13 protein-coding genes and 1 pseudogene are annotated in these 18,359 nt (G+C 68.3%); 4 read left to right on the top strand and 10 right to left on the bottom strand.

The window, feature by feature from the left end:
- Nucleotides 1–99: 99 nt before the first annotated feature.
- The 7 genes from EZH22_RS01010 to EZH22_RS00980 all read right to left on the bottom strand — a co-directional run bounded on the left by EZH22_RS01010 (nt 100) and on the right by EZH22_RS00980 (nt 10,487).
- Nucleotides 100–936: a metal ABC transporter permease gene (locus tag EZH22_RS01010; RefSeq protein ID WP_203193973.1), complete on the bottom strand. Its 837-nt coding sequence runs from the start codon at nt 934–936 to the stop codon at nt 100–102.
- Nucleotides 933–1,796, bottom strand: coding sequence for a metal ABC transporter permease (locus EZH22_RS01005; RefSeq protein ID WP_203196319.1), 864 nt, complete (start codon nt 1,794–1,796; stop codon nt 933–935). The genes EZH22_RS01010 and EZH22_RS01005 overlap by 4 nt, the downstream gene beginning before the upstream one ends.
- 63 nt (nt 1,797–1,859) lie before the next feature.
- Entirely contained in the window at nt 1,860–2,762 is a 903-nt protein-coding gene (locus EZH22_RS01000) for a manganese/iron ABC transporter ATP-binding protein (RefSeq protein ID WP_203193972.1), read from the bottom strand.
- Entirely contained in the window at nt 2,759–3,685 is a 927-nt protein-coding gene (locus EZH22_RS00995) for a metal ABC transporter substrate-binding protein (RefSeq protein WP_203193971.1), read from the bottom strand. The genes EZH22_RS01000 and EZH22_RS00995 overlap by 4 nt, the downstream gene beginning before the upstream one ends.
- Nucleotides 3,686–3,766: 81 nt before the next feature.
- Nucleotides 3,767–5,728, bottom strand: coding sequence for a YbaL family putative K(+) efflux transporter (gene ybaL / locus EZH22_RS00990; RefSeq protein WP_203193970.1), 1,962 nt, complete (start codon nt 5,726–5,728; stop codon nt 3,767–3,769).
- Between the two features lie 224 nt (nt 5,729–5,952).
- Nucleotides 5,953–6,912: a CheR family methyltransferase gene (locus tag EZH22_RS00985; RefSeq protein ID WP_203193969.1), complete on the bottom strand. Its 960-nt coding sequence runs from the start codon at nt 6,910–6,912 to the stop codon at nt 5,953–5,955.
- Nucleotides 6,909–10,487, bottom strand: coding sequence for a response regulator (locus EZH22_RS00980; RefSeq protein ID WP_203193968.1), 3,579 nt, complete (start codon nt 10,485–10,487; stop codon nt 6,909–6,911). The genes EZH22_RS00985 and EZH22_RS00980 overlap by 4 nt, the downstream gene beginning before the upstream one ends.
- A 260-nt stretch (nt 10,488–10,747) precedes the next feature.
- Here EZH22_RS00980 and EZH22_RS00975 point away from each other — a divergent pair, with 260 nt between their 5' ends.
- From EZH22_RS00975 to EZH22_RS00965, 3 genes are read left to right on the top strand one after another with little or no spacing between them, the layout of a single operon-like run.
- Entirely contained in the window at nt 10,748–11,587 is an 840-nt protein-coding gene (locus EZH22_RS00975; protein WP_203193967.1) for a MetQ/NlpA family ABC transporter substrate-binding protein, read from the top strand.
- Between the two features lie 44 nt (nt 11,588–11,631).
- Entirely contained in the window at nt 11,632–12,837 is a 1,206-nt protein-coding gene (locus EZH22_RS00970; protein ID WP_203193966.1) for an acyl-CoA dehydrogenase family protein, read from the top strand.
- 16 nt (nt 12,838–12,853) lie between these two features.
- Nucleotides 12,854–14,266 (top strand): LLM class flavin-dependent oxidoreductase, encoded by a 1,413-nt coding sequence (locus EZH22_RS00965; protein ID WP_203193965.1) that lies wholly within the window; start codon nt 12,854–12,856, stop codon nt 14,264–14,266.
- 125 nt (nt 14,267–14,391) lie between these two features.
- Here EZH22_RS00965 and EZH22_RS00960 read toward each other — a convergent pair whose 3' ends face one another.
- From EZH22_RS00960 to EZH22_RS00955, 3 genes and pseudogenes are all read right to left on the bottom strand, one after another.
- Nucleotides 14,392–15,231, bottom strand: a complete 840-nt coding sequence (locus EZH22_RS00960) for a universal stress protein (protein WP_203193964.1) — start codon at nt 15,229–15,231, stop codon at nt 14,392–14,394.
- Between the two features lie 196 nt (nt 15,232–15,427).
- Nucleotides 15,428–15,622: pseudogene (locus tag EZH22_RS31540) on the bottom strand (FUSC family protein); the annotation flags it as partial.
- 197 nt (nt 15,623–15,819) lie between these two features.
- Nucleotides 15,820–16,728: a LysR family transcriptional regulator gene (locus EZH22_RS00955; RefSeq protein ID WP_203193963.1), complete on the bottom strand. Its 909-nt coding sequence runs from the start codon at nt 16,726–16,728 to the stop codon at nt 15,820–15,822.
- A gap of 368 nt (nt 16,729–17,096) precedes the next feature.
- Here EZH22_RS00955 and EZH22_RS00950 point away from each other — a divergent pair, with 368 nt between their 5' ends.
- Nucleotides 17,097–18,353: an ABC transporter substrate-binding protein gene (locus tag EZH22_RS00950; RefSeq protein ID WP_203193962.1), complete on the top strand. Its 1,257-nt coding sequence runs from the start codon at nt 17,097–17,099 to the stop codon at nt 18,351–18,353.
- Nucleotides 18,354–18,359: the final 6 nt, after the last annotated feature.

Here is an 18,359-nt window from a genome sequence, read left to right as displayed (position 1 = left end):
TCCCGTTGGGGGGAGGTGTCCCGCGGATGGGGTTACGCCTGAGGGGGTGGGGCGTCAAGGGTGAGATGGTGTCAGGTGCCGAAGGCTTGGTCGCCATGCCTAAGCGGAAGGCAGAGCCCGCTCCGCCCGTCCAGCCTGCACCCTCACCCCCACGAATGCCGCCACGAAAACCGCCGTCATCAAGAGCACGATGGTCGGCGCCGGCGCCGAGTCGAGGAAGAAGGAGAGGTAGACGCCCGCGAGCGCGCAGCCCACGGCCACCGCCACGGAGACCACCAGCATCCAGCCGAAGCGCCGCGTCACGAGAAACGCGATGGCCCCCGGCGCGATCAGCAGCGCCACGGCGAGGATGATGCCCACGGCTTTGAGCGCCGCGACGATGGTCAGCGACAGCATCACCAGCAGCCCGTAATGCAGCACCCCGACGCGCAGGCCCACGGCCTTGGCCTGCGCCGGATCGAAGGCGTTGAGTAGCAGGTCCCGCCACTTGGCGAGCAAGGCGAGGGTGACGAGGCCGGCGATGACCGCGCTCTCGGCGATGTCGCCCCAGCTGACCCCGAGCATGTCGCCGAACAATATGTGGTCGAGGTGCACGTCCGACTGGATCTTGGTGTAGAGCACCAGTCCCAGCCCGAACATGCCGGAGAAGACCACGCCCATCACCGTGTCTTCCTTGATGCGGCTGTTGGCCTTCAGGTAGCCGGTGCCGAGCGCGCAGACCATGCCGGCGGCGAACGCCCCCACCGCCAGCGGCAGGCCGGCCATGTAGGCCAGCACCACGCCGGGCAGAACCGCGTGGGAGACGGCATCGCCCATCAGCGACCAGCCCTTCAGCACCAGGAAGCAGGAGAGCAGCGCCATGGGCACCGCCACCAGGGCGGAGATCACCAGCGCGCTCAGCATGAAGTCGAACTGGAACGGCGCGAGCAGGCTCATGCCGCGTCCTCCCTGAGCGCTTCTGCCGCCTGCCGCCGCGCCGCAAGGAGCCCGTGCTTGGGGGCGAAGACGAACGCGGAGAGGAAGATCAGCGTCTGCAGCACCACGATGATGCCGCCCGTCGCGCCGTCGAGGAAATAGGAGAGGTAGGCGCCGACGAAGCTCGTGCCGGCGCCGATCAGCACGGCGAGGGTGATGAGGCGGGGGAAGCGGTCGGTGAGCAGGTAGGCGGTGGCCCCCGGGGTCACCACCATGGCGATGACCAGGAACGCGCCCACCGTCTGCAGCGCCGCCACCGTGCAGGCGGAGAGCAGGGTAAAGAACATGATCTTCAGCGCCGTGGGGTGCAAGCCGATGGAGCGGGCGTGGCTCTCGTCGAAGAAGGTCACCATCAGGTCCTTCCAGAACACCAGCAGCACCGCCAGCGAGACGAAGCCGATGATGGCAAGTTGCAGCGTGTCCTGCGGCGAGATGGCGAGGATGTTGCCGAGCACGATGGTCTGCACGTTCACCGAAGTGGGCGACAGCGAGACCATGAACAGGCCGAGGCCGAAGAAGGAGGTGAAGATGAGGCCGATGACGGCATCCTCCTTCAGCTTGGTGCGCTCCTGCAGGAACAGCATGGCCCCTGCCGCCAGCGCGCCGGAGAAGAAGGCACCGATGGAGAAGGGCAGGCCCAGCATATAGGCCCCGGCGACGCCGGGGACGATGGCGTGGGACAGGGCATCGCCGATGAGCGACCAGCCCTTCAGCATGAGGAAGGCGGAGAGGAAGGCGCACACCGCGCCCACCAGCGCGCTCACCCACATGGCGTTGACCATGTAGGAGTAGCCGAAGGGTTCGAGGAGAAGGGAGAGCATCGCGGGCATGGGCTCAGCCCTTCCTTGCCGCTGCTGTTGCGCGGGCGGGATCGTCCCGGGCCATCACCCGATCCCCTCGGACGATCCCGCGGTGCCGCTGGCCGCGGGGCGGTCCTTGTAGAGGACGAGGGGGCGCTCGTCGTCGGTGAGGACGCCGAGGGTGCCGGGGGTGGCGGCGTGGCTCTCGTCCAGCACGAAGTGGCGCAGCACGCCGCCGAAGGCCTGCTCCAGGTTGGCCTGGGTGAAGATCTCCGAGGTCAGGCCATAGGCCAGCACCGTGCCCTTGATCAGCACCGTGCGGTCGCAGAATTCCGGCACCGAGCCGAGATTGTGGGTGGAGACCAGCATGACCCGCCCCTCGTCGCGCAGGGCCTTGAGCAAGGCGATGATGGCGTCCTCGGTCTTCACGTCCACGCCGGTGAAGGGCTCGTCGAGCAGGATGACGCGGGCATTCTGGGCGAGCGCCCGGGCGAGGAAGACGCGCTTGCGCTGGCCGCCGGACAGTTCGCCGATCTGCCGCTTGCGGAATTCCAGCATGTTGACGCGGCCGAGGGCCGCCTCCACCGCCGCATGGTCGGCCTGGCGGGGAATGCGCAGGAAGCTCATGTGGCCGTAGCGGCCCATCATCACCACGTCCTCGACCAGGACGGGGAAGGTCCAGTCCACCTCCTCCGCCTGCGGCACGTAGGCGACCACGTTGCGCTTCAGCGCCTCGGCGACGCTCAGCCCGAGGAGCGAGACCGTGCCCCGCGACGCCCCGAGGAAGCCCATGATGGTCTTGAACAAGGTGGACTTGCCCGAGCCGTTCACCCCCACCAAAGCGGTGATGGTGCCGGTGGGGATGCGGAAGGTGGCGTCGCGCAGGGCGGTGTGGCCGTTGCGGTAGGTCACGGTGACATGCTCGACGGAGATGCCGGAGCCGTCGGCGTCCACCCGCGCCGCCGTGGGGGAAAGGGGGGCGTTCATTTGCCGGCCGCCTCCGCTGGCGCCGGAGCCAGGCCCCTGGCGATGGTGGCGGAGGTGACGCGCAGCAGGTCCAGATAGGTGGGCACCGGCCCGGCGGCGTCGCTGAGGGAGTCCACGTAGAGGACGCCGCCATATTGCGCCCCGGTCTCCCGCGCCACCTGCTTGGCCGGCTCGGCCGAAATGGTGCTTTCGGAGAAGATGACGGGGATCTTGTCCGCCTTCATGCGGTCCACCACCCGGCGCACCTGCTGCGGGGTGCCCTGCTGGTCGGCGTTGATGGGCCACAGAAAGAGCTGCTTCAGGTCGAAGTCGCGGGCGAGATAACTGAAGGCGCCTTCGCTGGTGACGAGCCAGCGCTCGCCCGGCGGCACCTTGTCCAGCTCGGCCCGGATCGGGGCGATGGCGGCGGTGATCTTCGCCTTGTAGGCCTCGGCATTGGCGGTGTAGGCGGGGGCGTTGGCCGGATCGTATTTCACCAGCGCGTCGCGGATGTTGTCCACGTAGATCAGCGCGGCGGAGGGCGACATCCAGGCGTGCGGGTTGGGCTTGCCGGAATAGGGGCCCTCGGTGATGCCCATGGGCGGGACACCGTCGGAGACCACGACGCTCGGCACCTGCTTCAGGCGTGAGAAGAATTTCTCGAACCACAATTCCAGGTTCAGCCCGTTCCACAGGATGAGGTCCGCTCCCTGGGCCTTGATCAGGTCGCCGGGGGTGGGCTGGTAATTGTGGATCTCGGCGCCGGGCTTGGTGATGGATTCCACCTGCGCGGCGTCGCCCGCCACGTTCCGCGCCATATCGGCGATGACGGTGAAGGTGGTGACCACCTTGAACTTCTCCGCCGCCCCGGCAGGGGCGTGGGAGAGCGGGACGACAATCAGCGCGGCGACGAGGACGACGAGGAAACGGAAAATACGGCGCATGGGCAGTCGCTCCAATTGCGAGCCATTCGCAAAAATAGGGGATCTGAGATGCAATTGCAAATTATTTGCATTTAGGTCGGCCTATGGATTTTCCTTCTGCGCCGCCGCGGGCGTCTCGGCAAGGCCCACGCCCGGCGGTGCGGCGGTTTGCATGCCGGGGGCATCGGCGACCGCGCCGGCGGGCGCATCCGCGTCGGGGACGGGGATGGGGGCGGACGCCTGCGAGGGTATCGCGGTGGCGGTGCCGCTCGCGCCGCCGGCCGCCGATCCGCTCTCGGGCGGGGCCGGCGCCGCATAGGCCTGCACGCCGTCGGCCTCCGCCTCGGCGGCCACCTCCGCCGCGTCGATCCCCAGCACGTGGGCGAGCATGCCGCGCGCCACCTCCCGCTCGCCCATGATGATGAATTCGGCGCCGCTCTGGCGCAGGTGCTCCACCTCCGCGTCCGAATGGGCGCGGGCGACGATCTCCAGCTTCGGGTTCAGCTGCCGCGCCTTGCGCAGCACGCCGCTGGCCTCGAACCCGTCCGGAATGGCGAGGATCAGCCGCCGCGCCCCGGCGATGTTTGCGGCGGCGATGGCGGCGGGGGAGGCGGCGTTGGCATCGATGGCCTCGATGCCGGCGCGCTTCAGCTCGTCCACCCGGTCCTCCTGGTCCTCGACAACGAGGAAGGGCACCCCGGCGGCCAGGAGCCCGTCCGCCACCAGCCGGCCCACGCGGCCGTAGCCCACCAGCACCGTGTGGGCCTGCTGGGTGGTGACCGGCAGGCTCGCCGTCGGCTTCTCGTCCGGCTTTCCGGGTGGCCCGGCCGGGGCGAAGGCCGCCGGCTTGGGCACGGCGGCCTTCGCCCGGTAGCGGTCGAGGATGAGGAAGAAGAACGGGTTGGCGAGAATGGAGAGGATCGCCGCCGCGAGGATGAGGTCGCGGCCCTCCGCCGGCAGCAGCTCCAGGTCGGCCCCCAGCGCCACCAGGATGAAGGAGAACTCGCCGATCTGCGCCAGCGACGCCGAGATGGTGAGGGCGGTGAAATTGCCGTAGCCGAACGCCCGCACGATCAGGAAGGCGGCCACCGACTTGCCGAACAGGACGATGAGCAGGGTGGCCAGGAGCGGGAGCGGGCTCTTCAGCACGATGCTGGGATCCACCAGCATGCCCACGGAGACGAAGAACAGCACCGCGAAGGCGTCTCGCAGTGGCAGCGTTTCCTCCGCCGCGCGGTGGGAGAGGGGCGATTCGCTCAGCACCATGCCGGCGAAGAAGGCGCCGAGGGCGAAGGAGACGCCGAACAGCTTGGCCGAGCCGAAGGCCACGCCGAGCGCGATGGCGAGCACGGCGAGGCGGAACAGCTCGCGCGAGCCGATATGCGCCACCCAGTGCATCACGCCGGGGATGACGCGCCGGCCCACCACCAGCATCAGCACCACGAAGCCGGCCACCTTGGCGAGGGTGAGGGCGAGGGTGGTCCACACGTTGTCGCCGCCCAACCATTCGACGGTGGGCGTCGCCACCGTGCGGCCGCCGAGCGCGCCGGACACCGCCGGCAGCAGCACCAGGGCGAGGACCATGGCGAGGTCTTCCACGATGAGCCAGCCCACCGCGATCCGGCCCTGCTCGCTCTCCACCATGCGCCGTTCCTGGAGCGCCCGCAGCAGCACCACCGTGCTCGCCACCGACAGGGCCACGCCGAAGACCAGACCGGCGCCGACCCCCCACCCCATGCCCCAGGCCAGCGCCATGCCCATGAGGGTGGCGACGGCGATCTGCACCACCGCTCCGGGGATGGCGATGGCCCGCACCGACAGCAGGTCGCTCAGGGAGAAATGCAGGCCGACGCCGAACATCAGCAGGATCACGCCGATCTCGGCGAGCTCCACCGCCATGTGCGAGTCGGCGACGAAGCCGGGGGTGAACGGCCCCACCATCACGCCGGCGATCAGATAGCCCACCAGCGGCGACAGCTTCAGGCGCTGGGCGATGGCACCGAACACGAAGGCCAACACGAACGCCCCGACGAGGGTCGCGATCAGCGGCGTATCGTGGGGCACGGTCCTACCTCCTTCAGGGCAAGGGGCCGTATGTCGCGCGGCATGCGCGGGAAGGCCCGACGGATGGGGATGGTGACAGTTTAGGCGAACGCCGCTGCCGGATCACTCACTTCTGGTTCAGGAACGCGGCGGTGTCATGGCGCAGGTTCCGCCGGAGCAGGCGCCGGCCCGCTGCATCGCCGGGCGGTCGGGTCGCGCATTCCCGTTCCCGCCTTGGAGGGCCGTCACCGTTCGGGCCGGCGCGGGTTGAACGGCTCCGGGACGGGATTTCGCGGCCCGCCCGGCGCGCCGGTCCTCAGCCGATAGAGTTGGGCGTTGGCATCCACCAGCTGGAACTGGGTGCGGGCCGGGGAGAATTCGAGGTTCTCCCGGGTGCCCACGCAGAGGAAGCCGCCGCGCACCAGGCTCTCGGCGAAGCGCGCCAGGACGCGGTCCTGGAGCGGGGTGGTGAAATAGATGAGCACGTTGCGGCACAAGATGAGGTGGGCCTCGCAGAACACCCCGTCCGTCACGAGGTTGTGCTCGGCGAAGGTGACGCGCGAGATCAGCCGCTCGTCGAGCTTCATCAGGTCGTAGCGCGCATGGTAGTAGGCCGAGAAGCTGTGCGCCCCGCCCGCCGCGAGGTAGCGCCGCGCCGCGTCCGGCGCCTCGCGCAGCGGGAAGATGCCCTCCCGCGCCCGCGCCAGGGCACTCTTCGAGATGTCCGTGGCGAAGATGCGCGTGCGCTCGTAGAGCCCCGCCTCGCTGAGCAGGATGGCGAGCGAATAGATCTCCTCGCCGTGGGCGCAGCCGGCCTGCCACACGTTGATCTGCGGGTAGGACGCCAGATGCGGGAACACCTTCTCCTTCAGGGTGAGGAAGACGCTCGGATCGCGGAAAAATTCGGAGACCGGTACGGAAAGGCCGGAGATCACCTCGGCGATGCGCCCCGGCTGGTGCAGCAGCCGGGTGGTGAGGTCGGAGATGGTGGCCAGGTTCAGGCTGGTGACGAGGTTGCGCACCCGCCGGGTCAGTGAGGCGCGGCTGTAGTCGCGGAAGTCGTAGCCGTAGCGCCGGTGGAGCGCCTCGACGAACAGGTCGACCTCGATCGTCTCCAGGGCCAGCGCGTCCGCGGCGTCGTGGCCGGGGGGATCGCCGGGGGCGCGGCCATCCCCGGCGGGGGGCTCGTCCTGGGGGGAGGTCATTTCGCGGGCAGCCAGGAGCGGATCATGGACAGCAGCTTGGGCACGTCCACCGGCTTGGCCAGATAGTCGCTGGCGCCGGCGGCCAGGCATTTCTCGCGGTCGTCCTTCATCGCCTTGGCGGTGAGGGCGATCATGGGAAGCTTGGCGAAGCGAGGCTGGGCGCGGATCTGTTCCATGGCCTCGTAGCCGTCCATCACCGGCATCATGACATCCATGAGCACGATCTCGATATCGGGCTCGGCATCGAGCTGGGCAAGGGCCTTGGCACCGTCCTGGGCCAGCACCACGTTGATGCCGCGCGCGCGCAGCACCTTGGCGAGGGCGAAGATGTTGCGCATGTCGTCGTCGACGAGGAGGAGCTTCCTGCCCTCCAGGTCGCCGTCCGGATGCTCGGGCACGCTCCTCGGCTCGTGCTGCACCGAGTGCAGGAACAGGTTGACCTCGTCGAGCAGCCGCTCGGGCGAGAGCGCCCCCTTCACCACGATGCTGTCGGTGAAGGCGCGCAGCCTCAGGCTCTCCTCCTGCGTCAGGTCGCGCCCCGAATAGACCACCACCGGCACCGGGTGCTCGCCCTCGGCGAGGCGCTCGATGAGGTCGAAGCCGGACATGCCCGGCAGGCCGAGGTCGAGCACGATGCAGTCGAGCTCGGTCTTCGCCGCCACCTCCAGCGCCTCCTCGCCGCTTCCCGCCTCCACGATCTCCGCCTTCTCGCGGGCGAGCAGGGTGCGCACGGCGTGGCGGGCGGCGGCGTCGTCGTCCACCACCAGCACCCGGCGCGGGCGGTCGGAGGCGAAATGGGCGAGGAGCTGAAGCGCCTCGCCCAGCTTCTCGGCGCTGACCGGCTTGGTGAGGAAGCCCACCGCGCCGAGGTCGCGCCCGCGCCGCGTCTCGTCGAGGGCGGAGACGAAGTGCACCGGGATGTGCCGCGTGGCCGGATCGGCCTTCAGGCGCTCGATCACCGTCCAGCCGTCCATGCCCGGCAGCATCACGTCCAGTAGGATGCCGGTGGGTTTGTAGCGCCGCGCCAGCTCGATGCCGCTCTCCCCGTCGCCGGCCGCGAGCACCTGGTAGCCCTTGCGCCGCACGATGCCGACCAGGGTGCGGGCGAATACCGGGTCGTCCTCCACCACCAGGATCGCCGTGGCGCCGGGGGTCAGCGCCTCACGGTCGTCGGGCACGGAGGGCATCGAGACGGCGGGCAGCGGGGCGAGGCCGGACACGCCGCGGGCCCGCGCCATGGGAGCTGGCGCGCGGGCGAGGGCGCCCGCATCCTCGCTTTCCTCCTCCGCCGGCGGCTCGCCCACCGGCAGGGTCAGCGTGAAGGTGGAGCCCTGGCCGAGCTTGCTCTCCACCGCCACCACGCCACCCAGGAGCTGGGCGAGGCGCTGGGTGATGGCGAGGCCGAGGCCGGTGCCGCCGAACTGCCGGCGGGTCGATGCATCCACCTGCTCGAAGGCCTCGAAGATGGCGTCCTGCTTGTCGTCCGGGATGCCGATGCCGCTGTCGGTCACCGCCACCTTGAAGGTGTCCGCCGTCTCGCCATTGGCGAAGGAGACGGAGACGCGGCCCTGCACGGTGAACTTCAGCGCGTTGCCGACGAGGTTGGTGAGGATCTGCTCCAGCTTGCCGGCATCGGTGTAGACCATCGGCGGGGCGTCGGCGACGGTGACGGAGAAGCGCAGCTTGCGCTCCTGGGCCACGCGCCGGAAGTTGCGCTCGATGCGCTGGGCGAAGGCGGTGACGTTCACCGGCTCGCGCACCACCTCCATCTTGCCGGCCTCGACCTTGGACAGATCGAGGATGTCGTTGATGAGCCGCAGCAGGTTGGAGCCGGAGGCGTGGATGATGGTGGCCGCCTCCACCTGGTCGGCGTCGAGGTTGCCGGAGCGGTTCTCGGCGAGGTCGTGGGACAGGATGAGCAGGCTGTTCAACGGCGTGCGCAGCTCGTGCGACATGTTGGCGAGGAACTGCGACTTGTACTGGTTGGCGCGCACCAGCTCCTCGGCGCGCGCCTCCATCTGGCGGTTGAGGGTCTCCAGCAGCTCCTTCTGGCCGGTGAGCTCCTCGCTGGAGCGGCGCAGCACGTCGTTCGAGGACTTCAGCTCCTCCGCCTGGACCCGGAGCTCCTCCTCCGAGGCGGACAGCCGCTGCGACTGGCCGAGGAGCTGCTCGTTGGTGGCGCGCAGTTCCTCCTGCTGGGTGCGCAGCTCCTCCTCCGCCACGCGCAGGTCGGTGGCCTGCCTCTGGCTCTGCTCCAGCAGCTCGCGGGTGCGGATGGCGCGGGCAAGGTTGTCGAAGGACAGGGCGGCGAGGGTGCGGACCTCGTCCAGGAGGCGGGCGCGCCGGTCCTCGATGGCGACCAGGCAGCCGAGCTCGACCACCCCCAGCAGGCGGCCCTTCAGCACCAGGGGCATCGCCGCGACGGCTTGCGGCGCGGCCTCGCCGATGCCGGACCGGATGCGCACATAATCCTCGGGCACCGGCGAGAGGATGATGGTCTTCTTCTCCAAAGCGCACTGGCCCACCAGTCCCTCGCCGAGCCGATAGGCGGTGGACAGGTGCCGCCGCTCGCCGAAGGCATAGCTGCCGAGCAGGCTCAGCTCGTCCGTCGCCTCGTCGAAGCGGTAGAACACGCCGACCCCTGCCTCCACCCGCGGGGCCAGTTCGGCGAGCAGGGAATCGGCGAAGTCCTTGAGGTCGTCGGCCCCCTGCACCCGCGTCGCGATGGTGTTGAGGCTGCCCTTCACCCAATCATTGTCGCGGGTCTCAATGGCCATGGCCTTGAAGACCTTGAGGGCGCGCGCGATGATCCCGACCTCGTCGCCGCGCTCGGAATAGGGCACCTCCACATCGAGTTCGTGCCCGGCCAGCCGGCTCATCAGCTCGGCGAGGTGACGCAGCGGCCGGGAGACGAAGCGCGCGCCGAGGACAAGGCCGCCGATGCCCGCCGCCACCGTGGCGATCAGCGCGATGACGTCGATGGCGCCGACGATGGCCTCGTTCTCCGAAAGCGCGCTCCGTGCCACCGTGATCTGGGCGTTTGCGGTCGCCGTGAGTTCGTCCAGGGCGCCGTTGATGCCGCGCGCGCCGGCCTCGCTGGCCTCTGCCGCGAGGAAGCCGCGCAGGGCGGCCGGCAGCGCGGCCGCGTCGCCGGAGGCGGCGAGGAGGGGCGCTCCGATCGCGTCGGGCCAAGCGGTGGCGATGCGGGTTGCCCGCTGGACGAAGGGCGCCAGGGCCGGGCTGGCGCCGGCGGCGGCGGACAGCGCCGCGAGGCGCTCGGCCACCTCTGCGGAGGCGGCGGGGATCTGCGAGGCCAGCGAGCGCGGATCGGTGAGGGCGTCCCGCACCGCCTGCGCCTGGCGCCGGGCCACCGCGCGGGTGGCGGCATCGCTCAGGATGACGATGCGCCGGACCGAATCCACCTGCGCCTGGACACGGTCGCCGGCCCGCGTGAACAGGGCGTTGGCGCCGAGGAGTAGCAGGAACATGGCGACGAGCATCGCCACCACGCCGCCCGCCTTCCACTGCATGGATAGATCGGCGAACCACGATCCCCCCAAACGCCTCTCCGCCATCGCCTCGTCCCTTCCCTCACGCGCGCCGCGCAGCATGCATAACGGGCAGTGAAGAAGAGCTGAAGAGAATTGCGGAAGGCGGCGCGACGCCCGGGCGAAAGCCGCTTGGGAGACGGCCGCTCATGCCCCGGAGCCGCCACTGGGGCCGCATCTTTCCGATTCATAGTTTACTAAATCAATGGATTTAATTATAAAATGAATCAGCGGGCGCACTGCCCACCAATCGCCGGCATGCCCGGCCCAGAGACAGCGACGGACACATGACCTCACCTTCCCCCTCCCGCTCCGGCGTCTTCGCGCTGCTCCTTTCCGGCCTGGCGCTCCTTTGCGTCGGCACGGCGGCCCATGCGCAGGCCCCCGCGACGGCGGCAGACAAGCCCCTCAAGGTCGGCGTGTCCGCCGGCCCCTATGGCGACGTGCTGCGCGAGGCGGCCCGGCTGTCCGAGAAGCAGGGAATCAAGGCCGAGATCATCGAGTTCACCGACTGGAACCAGCCGAACGCGGCTTTGCAGGCGGGCGACATCGACCTCAACAACTTCCAGAACCGACCCTACCTCGCCAACCAGGTGAAGACGCGGGGCTACCAGATCGCCGCCCTCGACGAATCCCTCCTCGTGCCGGCCGGCATCTACTCCAAGAAATTCACCAGCGCGGCAGACATCCCCGTCGGGGCCAGGATCGCCATTCCCAACGACCCCACCAACGGGGGCCGCGCCCTGCTGCTGTTCCAGAAGGCCGGGGTCATCAAGCTGAAGCCGGGCACGGGCCTTTACGCCAGCGTGCTGGACGTGGCGGAGAACCCGAAGAAGCTGCAGATCGTCGAGATCGACGCCGCCCAGTTGCCGCGCTCGCTGGATGACGTGGCGGCGGCCTTCGTCTCCTCCAACTATGCCTATCTCGCCGGCCTCGACCTCAACACGGCGCTGGTGGCCGAGACGACGGTGGAGGAAGCCAAGCCCTATTTCACCCTCGTCTTCGCGGCCCGCGAGGACCGCAAGGATGATCCGCGGATCCGCAAGTTCATCGAGATTTATCGTTCGCAGCCGGTGAAGGACTTCACCCTCGCCAAGTTCAGGGGGAGCATCCTGCCCGCCTGGTGAGCGCTCGCCCGCTGCCGTCGATCCGCGCCACAGGAGCCTCGCCCATGACCCGTTCTTCCCTGCAGCCTGTTGCCGCGGCGCGTCCGTCGCCGCGGCCGGACTGGACCGCCCTTGCCCAGGGCGTCGCCGACGCGCTCGCGCCGGATGCCGCCGTGCGCGACCGTGCCGGAGCCTCGCCCCGGCGGGAGGTGGAGCTGCTACGGGAGACGGGGCTGCTCGCCTTGCTCAATCCCGTGGCGCACGGCGGAGGCGGGGGAAGCTTCGCTGACGCGTTGCTGGCCACCCGCATCATCGGCCGCGCCGATGCCTCCATCGCCCAGCTCCTGGCCTACCACTATCTCCACCTCACCAATGCCGTTTGGCGGGCGACGCCGGAGCAGGCCGAAAGGCTTTCTCGCGGGTCGGTGGCGGGCCAGTGGTTCTGGGGCGGCGCCTCCAACCCGCGCGATCCCGAATCGCGGCTCACGCCGGAGGCGGCGGACGGCTTTCGCCTGAACGGCCGCAAGACCTTCGCCTCCAACGCCGCGCTGGCCGACAAGATCACCTTGCGCGCGCAGCTCGGCGACGGCTTCGCGGTCATCGTCGTGCCCGGCGATCGCGGCGGCGTGACCCACGGCAACGACTGGGATGCCTTCGGCCAAAGGCTGTCGGAGAGCGGCACCGTCACCTTTGCCAACGTGCGGGTGGAGAAGGACGAGGTGCTGGGCGACCCGGCCGCGCCGCCGCCGCCGCGCACCAGCCTCGTGGTGCCGTTCCACCAGCTCCTCATCGTCAATTTCTACATCGGCACGGCGGAGGGCGCGCTTGCGGAAGCCGCCCGCTACATTCGCACCACCTCGCGGCCATGGCAGGCCTCCGGTGTCGCGAGGGCGAGCCTCGACCCCTATATCCTCGAGCACTATGGCGATCTGGATGTGGAACTGCGCGCTTCGGCCGCCCTCGCCGATGTGGCCGGACAGCGTTTCGAGGCGGCGACGGCCCGCGGCGATGCCATCACGCCTGACGAACGCAACCTGGCCGCCGCCGCCATCTACGCCGCCAAGGTCCATGCCAGCCGTACCGCGCTGGAGGTCACCTCGAAGATTTTCGAGCTGATGGGCGCCCGCGCCACCGCCGGCCATTACGGCTACGACCGCTTCTGGCGGAACATCCGCACCCACACCCTGCATGACCCGGTGGCCTACAAATCGCGGGAGGTGGGGAATTTCGCGCTCAACGGCATCATCACGCCGACCCCGCTTTACAGCTGACGCCGGAGGATCCGCTATGAGCCGACCCCGGCAAATCCGCTTCAATGCTTTCAACATGGCTGCCCCGGGCCACACCTGGGCGGGCCTGTGGGCGCACCCGCGCGACCGCGCTGCGGACTACAACAGCCTCGACTATTGGGTGGAACTGGCACGGATCGCCGAGCGCGGCCTGTTCGACGGCATCTTCATCGCCGACGTGTTCGGCCTCTACGATGTCTATGGCGGCAGCCCGGACGCCGCGCTCCGGTCGGGGGCGCAGACGCCGCAAATCGACCCGGCGCTGGTGGTTCCCACCATGGCGCACGCAACGCGGCATATCGGCTTCGGCGTCACCGCCAACCTCACCTACGAGCACCCCTACCAGTTTGCCCGGCGCTTCGCGACGCTTGACCATCTCACCGGCGGGCGTGTCGGCTGGAACATCGTGACGGGCTATCTCGACAGCGGCGCGAAGGGAATGGGCCAGAAGGCCAACCGCTCCCATGACGTGCGCTATGACGCGGCGGAGGATTTCCTCGCCGCCGCCTACAAGCTGTGGGAGGGAAGCTGGGAGGATGGCGCGGTCCGGCGCGACCGGAACGCGCGCGTCTTCAGCGATCCCACCCTCGTGCACCGCATCCGCCACGACGGCCCCTTCTATCAGGTGGACGGCATCCAGCTCGCCGAGCCGTCGCCCCAGCGCACCCCGGTTCTCTACCAGGCCGGCACCTCGGGGCGCGGGCGGCTGTTCGCGGCGAAGCATTCGGAGGGCATCTTCCTGAACGGCCAGACCCGCCCCATCCTGGCCGAGGCGGTCCATGCGGTGCGGCAGGCGGCAGCGGGTTTCGGGCGCGACCCCCATGACATCCGCATGTTCGCCGGCGCCACCGTGATCGTCGCCCCGACGCGGGCGGAGGCCTTCGACCGCCTCGCCGACTATGCGCGATATGTGGACACGGCCGGGCAGCTGGCCCTGCTCTCCGGATGGACGGGGGTGGACCTCTCGGCGCTCGACCCGGAGGAGGCCATCTCCTACGTGAAGAGCAACGCCATCCAGTCCACTCTCGAAAACCTCACCCTGCGCAGTCCCGAGCCGCTGAAGGTGAAGGACCTCGCGACGCTGTCCGCCACCGGCGCCCGTGCGCCCTTCATCGTCGGTGCGCCGGGAGAGGTGGCGGACGAGATCGTCTCCTGGGTCCGGGATACGGATGTGGACGGCTTCAACCTCAACCGGCTGGTCTCCCACGAGACGCTGGAGGCGTTCGTCGATCTCGTGGTGCCGGAGCTGCAGGACCGCGGGGTGTACAAGGTCGCCTATGACGAAGGCACGCTGCGCGAGAAGCTGTTCACCGGCCGCGGCCCGAAGCTGCCGGACACCCATCCGGCGGCGGACTTCCGGGGCAGGGGCGGGGCCTCCGGGCAGCCGCGGCCCCTCGTCGCCCGGGCCTGACGCCGTCCGTGCGATGCCCGCCCGCCGGCCGGCGCGGCCGGGACAGGCGAGATAAGCGCGACGTCGGCGTCTTGCGCCGGGTGGCGATCGGCCTCAATCGCGCCCTTGCTCACATCTCCATCCGTTCAATGGGAGATCAGCAGGGGAATCGGTGACCGCGCCAGGAGCGAACGCGTCACGCCGCCGAGCACGATCTCCCGGGCGCGGGCATGGCTGTAAGCGCCGAGCACGATCATGTCGTGGGCGTTGGTCACAGCGTATTCCAGGATGACATCGGGGATCGCCCGCCCGTGTGACTGGACGGGATCGACGGTCAGGCGCACACCGTGGCGCAGCAGGAACATGGCCACTTCCACCCCAGGCTCCTCGCCCGCGGGGATGCTTGCCTGCGGATCCACGATCAGCACCGTCACCGATGAGGCAAGCGCCAGAAAAGGCAGGGAATCGCCGATGGCGCGGCGCGATTCCCGGCTTGCGTTCCAGCCGATGAGAATGCGCTGCGGCGGTTCCGTGTTGCGCCATGTCTCCGGTACGAGCAGGAAGGGCACGCCGGTCGCAAGCTGCACCACATCGGCTGGCGGCCCGTCGTCGAGCCAGGAATCTTCTGGAGACGCCGCGACGACGAGATCCGCATGCAGGGCGCTGATGCGGCGTTCATCTTCTCCATGGGGCGTGTGGACGCGGAACTCGCACGGCACATCCTGCCGGGCGGCGCGCTTTTCGAAGGTGTCCCGCGCTTCGCGGATCATCTCGTCCTTGCCGGCCTGTTGATGGTGCAGAAAGTCGGCGATCGCCGCCTGCCCGCGGATATGGGAGGCGGCCGGCCCCCCGCCGATGTCCGGGGGAAGCAGGAAGATTCCGATGAGGTGCGCGCCGTGGCGCCGCGCGAGAGCGGTCGCATAATCCATCCGCGTTTCGCGCGACGCACTGGTGTCGATGAGAACCGCGATCGTCTTGATATCCATGGATCTTATCCTGTGATGTCCATTCATTGTACGCCGCCTCGCCGAGGCCGCGGCGGCAAGGTGCATCGCTCTCACCGGACCGGCCGGGAGGCGGCACGTGTTGGGCGAGGCGCACCCAGTTGAAGGTGGGATTGATGTTGGCGAGGCGGCGGGCGGTGATCTTGGCGCCGAAGGGCTTGGTCGCCAACACCCAGATCCAGGCGAACAGGAAGCCGCCGGTCACCGCCAGGCCTTCTTTCACATAAACGGTGAAATCAGCGTTGTAATGGCTCTGGACCGAGAGGGAGCCCGAACCGGTCGCGGCGAGCAGGAGGGTGACGAGGCCGAGTTCCGGGCGGGGCATGAGGAGCCCCACTAGCAGGAACGGCGGTGCCAGCGCCAGCACGGGCATCACCAAGTCGTCGAGCCGGGGCACCACCGCGAACAGAGCGCCAGCATGGCGGCGGTGAAGGCCTTGGCGGAGTACAGCCAATCGCGCCGCGAGGGACGTTTCATCGGCCCGCCTCCGAGAACGCCTCCAGAAAGGAGGGGGCCCGCTCGATGGCTGCTTTTGCCGCATGGGCTGCTCCCCTCTCTGGAGGCGAGAGATCAGTGTTTCAGTATGCGATGATCCCGCCGCATGACATCGACGATAAAATCGATGAGCGCCCGAATCCGGGGGACTGACTGAAGATCCTGGTGGACGACAAGCCACCAATCCCGCGTCAGGCTGATCTGGGCCGGCAACAGCCTGACGAGACCCTCGTCTGCTTCCCCCATGAAATGCGGCAGCATGACCAGCCCGACGCCGGCCCGCGCCGCCTCCTGCTGGGCGATGAGGCTGGTGGAAGCAAAGCGGGTGCGCGGTTCCTCGATCACGTCGGGCAGCCAGCGCACGTGCGGCACGGCGATCAGTTCATCCACATAGGTCACGAAGGTGTGGGCCTTGAGGTCCTCCAGGCTTTCCGGGTGGCCAGCCTGCGCAAGGTAGGCTGTCGCGCCGTAGAGGCCGACCCCGAACTGTCCCACCCGCCGCACCATCAGCCGCCCTCGCCGAGGATTCATCATGTTGATGGAGATGTCGGCCTCTCGCTCCGACAGGTTAAGGATATGCTGGGCATTGACGAGTTGCACCGTCAGGTTGGGGTGCAGCTTTAAAAATTCTCCAAGGCGCGCGGCAAGGTAGCTGCTGCCGAAGCCCTCCATGGTGGAGACGCGCACCACGCCGCTCAGTTCGCGAGCCGTATCGGTGGCGTCGCGGGCGATCTCGTTGCCCTGCTCTTCCATCCGGCGGGCGATGGCAAATATCCGCTCGCCGTCCACGGTGAGCTGGGAGGTGCGCCCGTTGCGCACGAGGAGCCGTGCGCCGATGGTCGCCTCCAGTGCGGCGATCCGGCGCCGCACTGTGGTGGTGTCGATCTTCAGCGCGTCGGCGGCCGCCGCGGTGCCCTCGCCACGCGCCACCTCCAGAAAGGTCTGGAGATCGGTCCAGTCGAACCGTGTCAACGCCTTTGCCATGCGCTCACGCCTTCAGGTCTTTGATGTCGGGCAAATTCGCCCGATAGACGGGCAAATTTACATATAGAGCGGCTTTCATGCACGCCATATGGTTCTGTTATGGCGAGGCTGCACCTGCGGGATCAAGAGGCGCCTGCCGCGCCCTCTCTGGAGTCGTCGTCCAGCGTGAGCAGTTGAAGGCGGCAGAGTAATCTGAAATTCAAAACATAGAATGGGGTGGGCAACACATGTTGTCTGCCTATGTCGGCATTATATATCAATAATAGAAATATTTATTGGCTATTTATTGATCATTCATTGAGAATTATTTGATCTTTGAACTCTTGTATCAATTCATATGATGCCGGGCATCACCTGGAGACACATGAATGACCAACTGGCATCCAAACCGTCGCTCCGTTCTGCTCGGTGCCGCCGCCGCGGCGTCCGCCGGCGTCTTCGCCGCGCCCCGTGCGCATGCCGCCGCATCCGGCGAGCCCATCCGTATCGGCCACCAGTGCGAGGTGACGGGCAGCCTTGCGAGTTCCGGTTACTGGCACCGCAAGACCATCAATCTGGCGGCTGAATGGTTCAACGCGCATGGCGGATTTGCCGGGCGGCCGATCGAGATCGTCGGCATAGACACCGAAACGAAGGTGGACGTGGGGATCGCGCGGCTGCGTCAACTCATTCAGGACCAGAAGGTGGATTTCGTCATCGGCTCGCAGCACGGCGGCATTGCCCTTGCCAGCACGGCCATCGTCAAGGACGAGGGTGTGCCCTACATGTCCATGAGCCGCAGCGAGGGCGTGACCGAGGGGGGCGGCAATCCCTTCGTCTTCCGCCTGATCGTCAATACCCGCCAGACCGACCTCGCGGCCGGCAGGGCCATGGCAGATCGGGTCGGGAAGAAGTGGGCCGTGCTTTATGCGGACTACGTGTGGGGCCAGTCGCACAACACCGGCTGGGCCGAGGCTATTGGCAAGGCCGGCGGCGATGTGGTGCAGTCCATCGCCCTGCCTGTGAACAGCAACGATCCGATCTCTTACATCTCGAAGCTCGACCGCTCTGCGGACGGGGTGTTCGTCGCGCTGATCGGTGCCGATCTGCCCAAGGCGTTCGTGGCGTTGCCGCAGCTCGGCTTTACTCGCAAGCCGATCGTTACCGCCGACTACGTCTTCGGCGCCTTCGATCCGCTGAGCAACGGCAAGTATGTGGAAGGCGTATGGGGCATCGACACCCTGCCGTGGGAGCTCTCCGACAAGAACACGCCATACCTGGCGGCATTCCGGGAACGGCTCGGCATCGACCCCAACGGCCGCGAGGTCGGCACTGGCCGCAATGTGTCGGTGGGCGAGACCTGGCCGGTATGGGAAAGCCTCTCGGTGCTCAAACTGGCGGTGGAAGGGGCGAACTGGCGCTCACGTGCAGACAGCGCCACTCTCCCCAAATATATCGAGGCCCATCCGGACTATGCCGCGGGCGAGCTGTTTCCGCAGGGCGCGCTGCACCTGCGCCCGCAGGATCATCAGGCCTTCGCCGCCATCAACCTGTTGCAGATCGAGAAGGGCCGTATCCTCTCCCGGCAGGAGCTGCCGCCGGAGGCAGGCCTCTATCCCACCAAGATGAACCTGGTCGCCGGTTGAGGCCCG

It is taken from the genome of Xanthobacter dioxanivorans, assembly GCF_016807805.1.
GTDB classification, from domain to species: Bacteria; Pseudomonadota; Alphaproteobacteria; order Rhizobiales; family Xanthobacteraceae; genus Xanthobacter; species Xanthobacter dioxanivorans.
The sequence above is the reverse complement of the archived record's forward strand: the minus strand, read 5'-3'. Positions and strand labels throughout refer to the sequence as shown.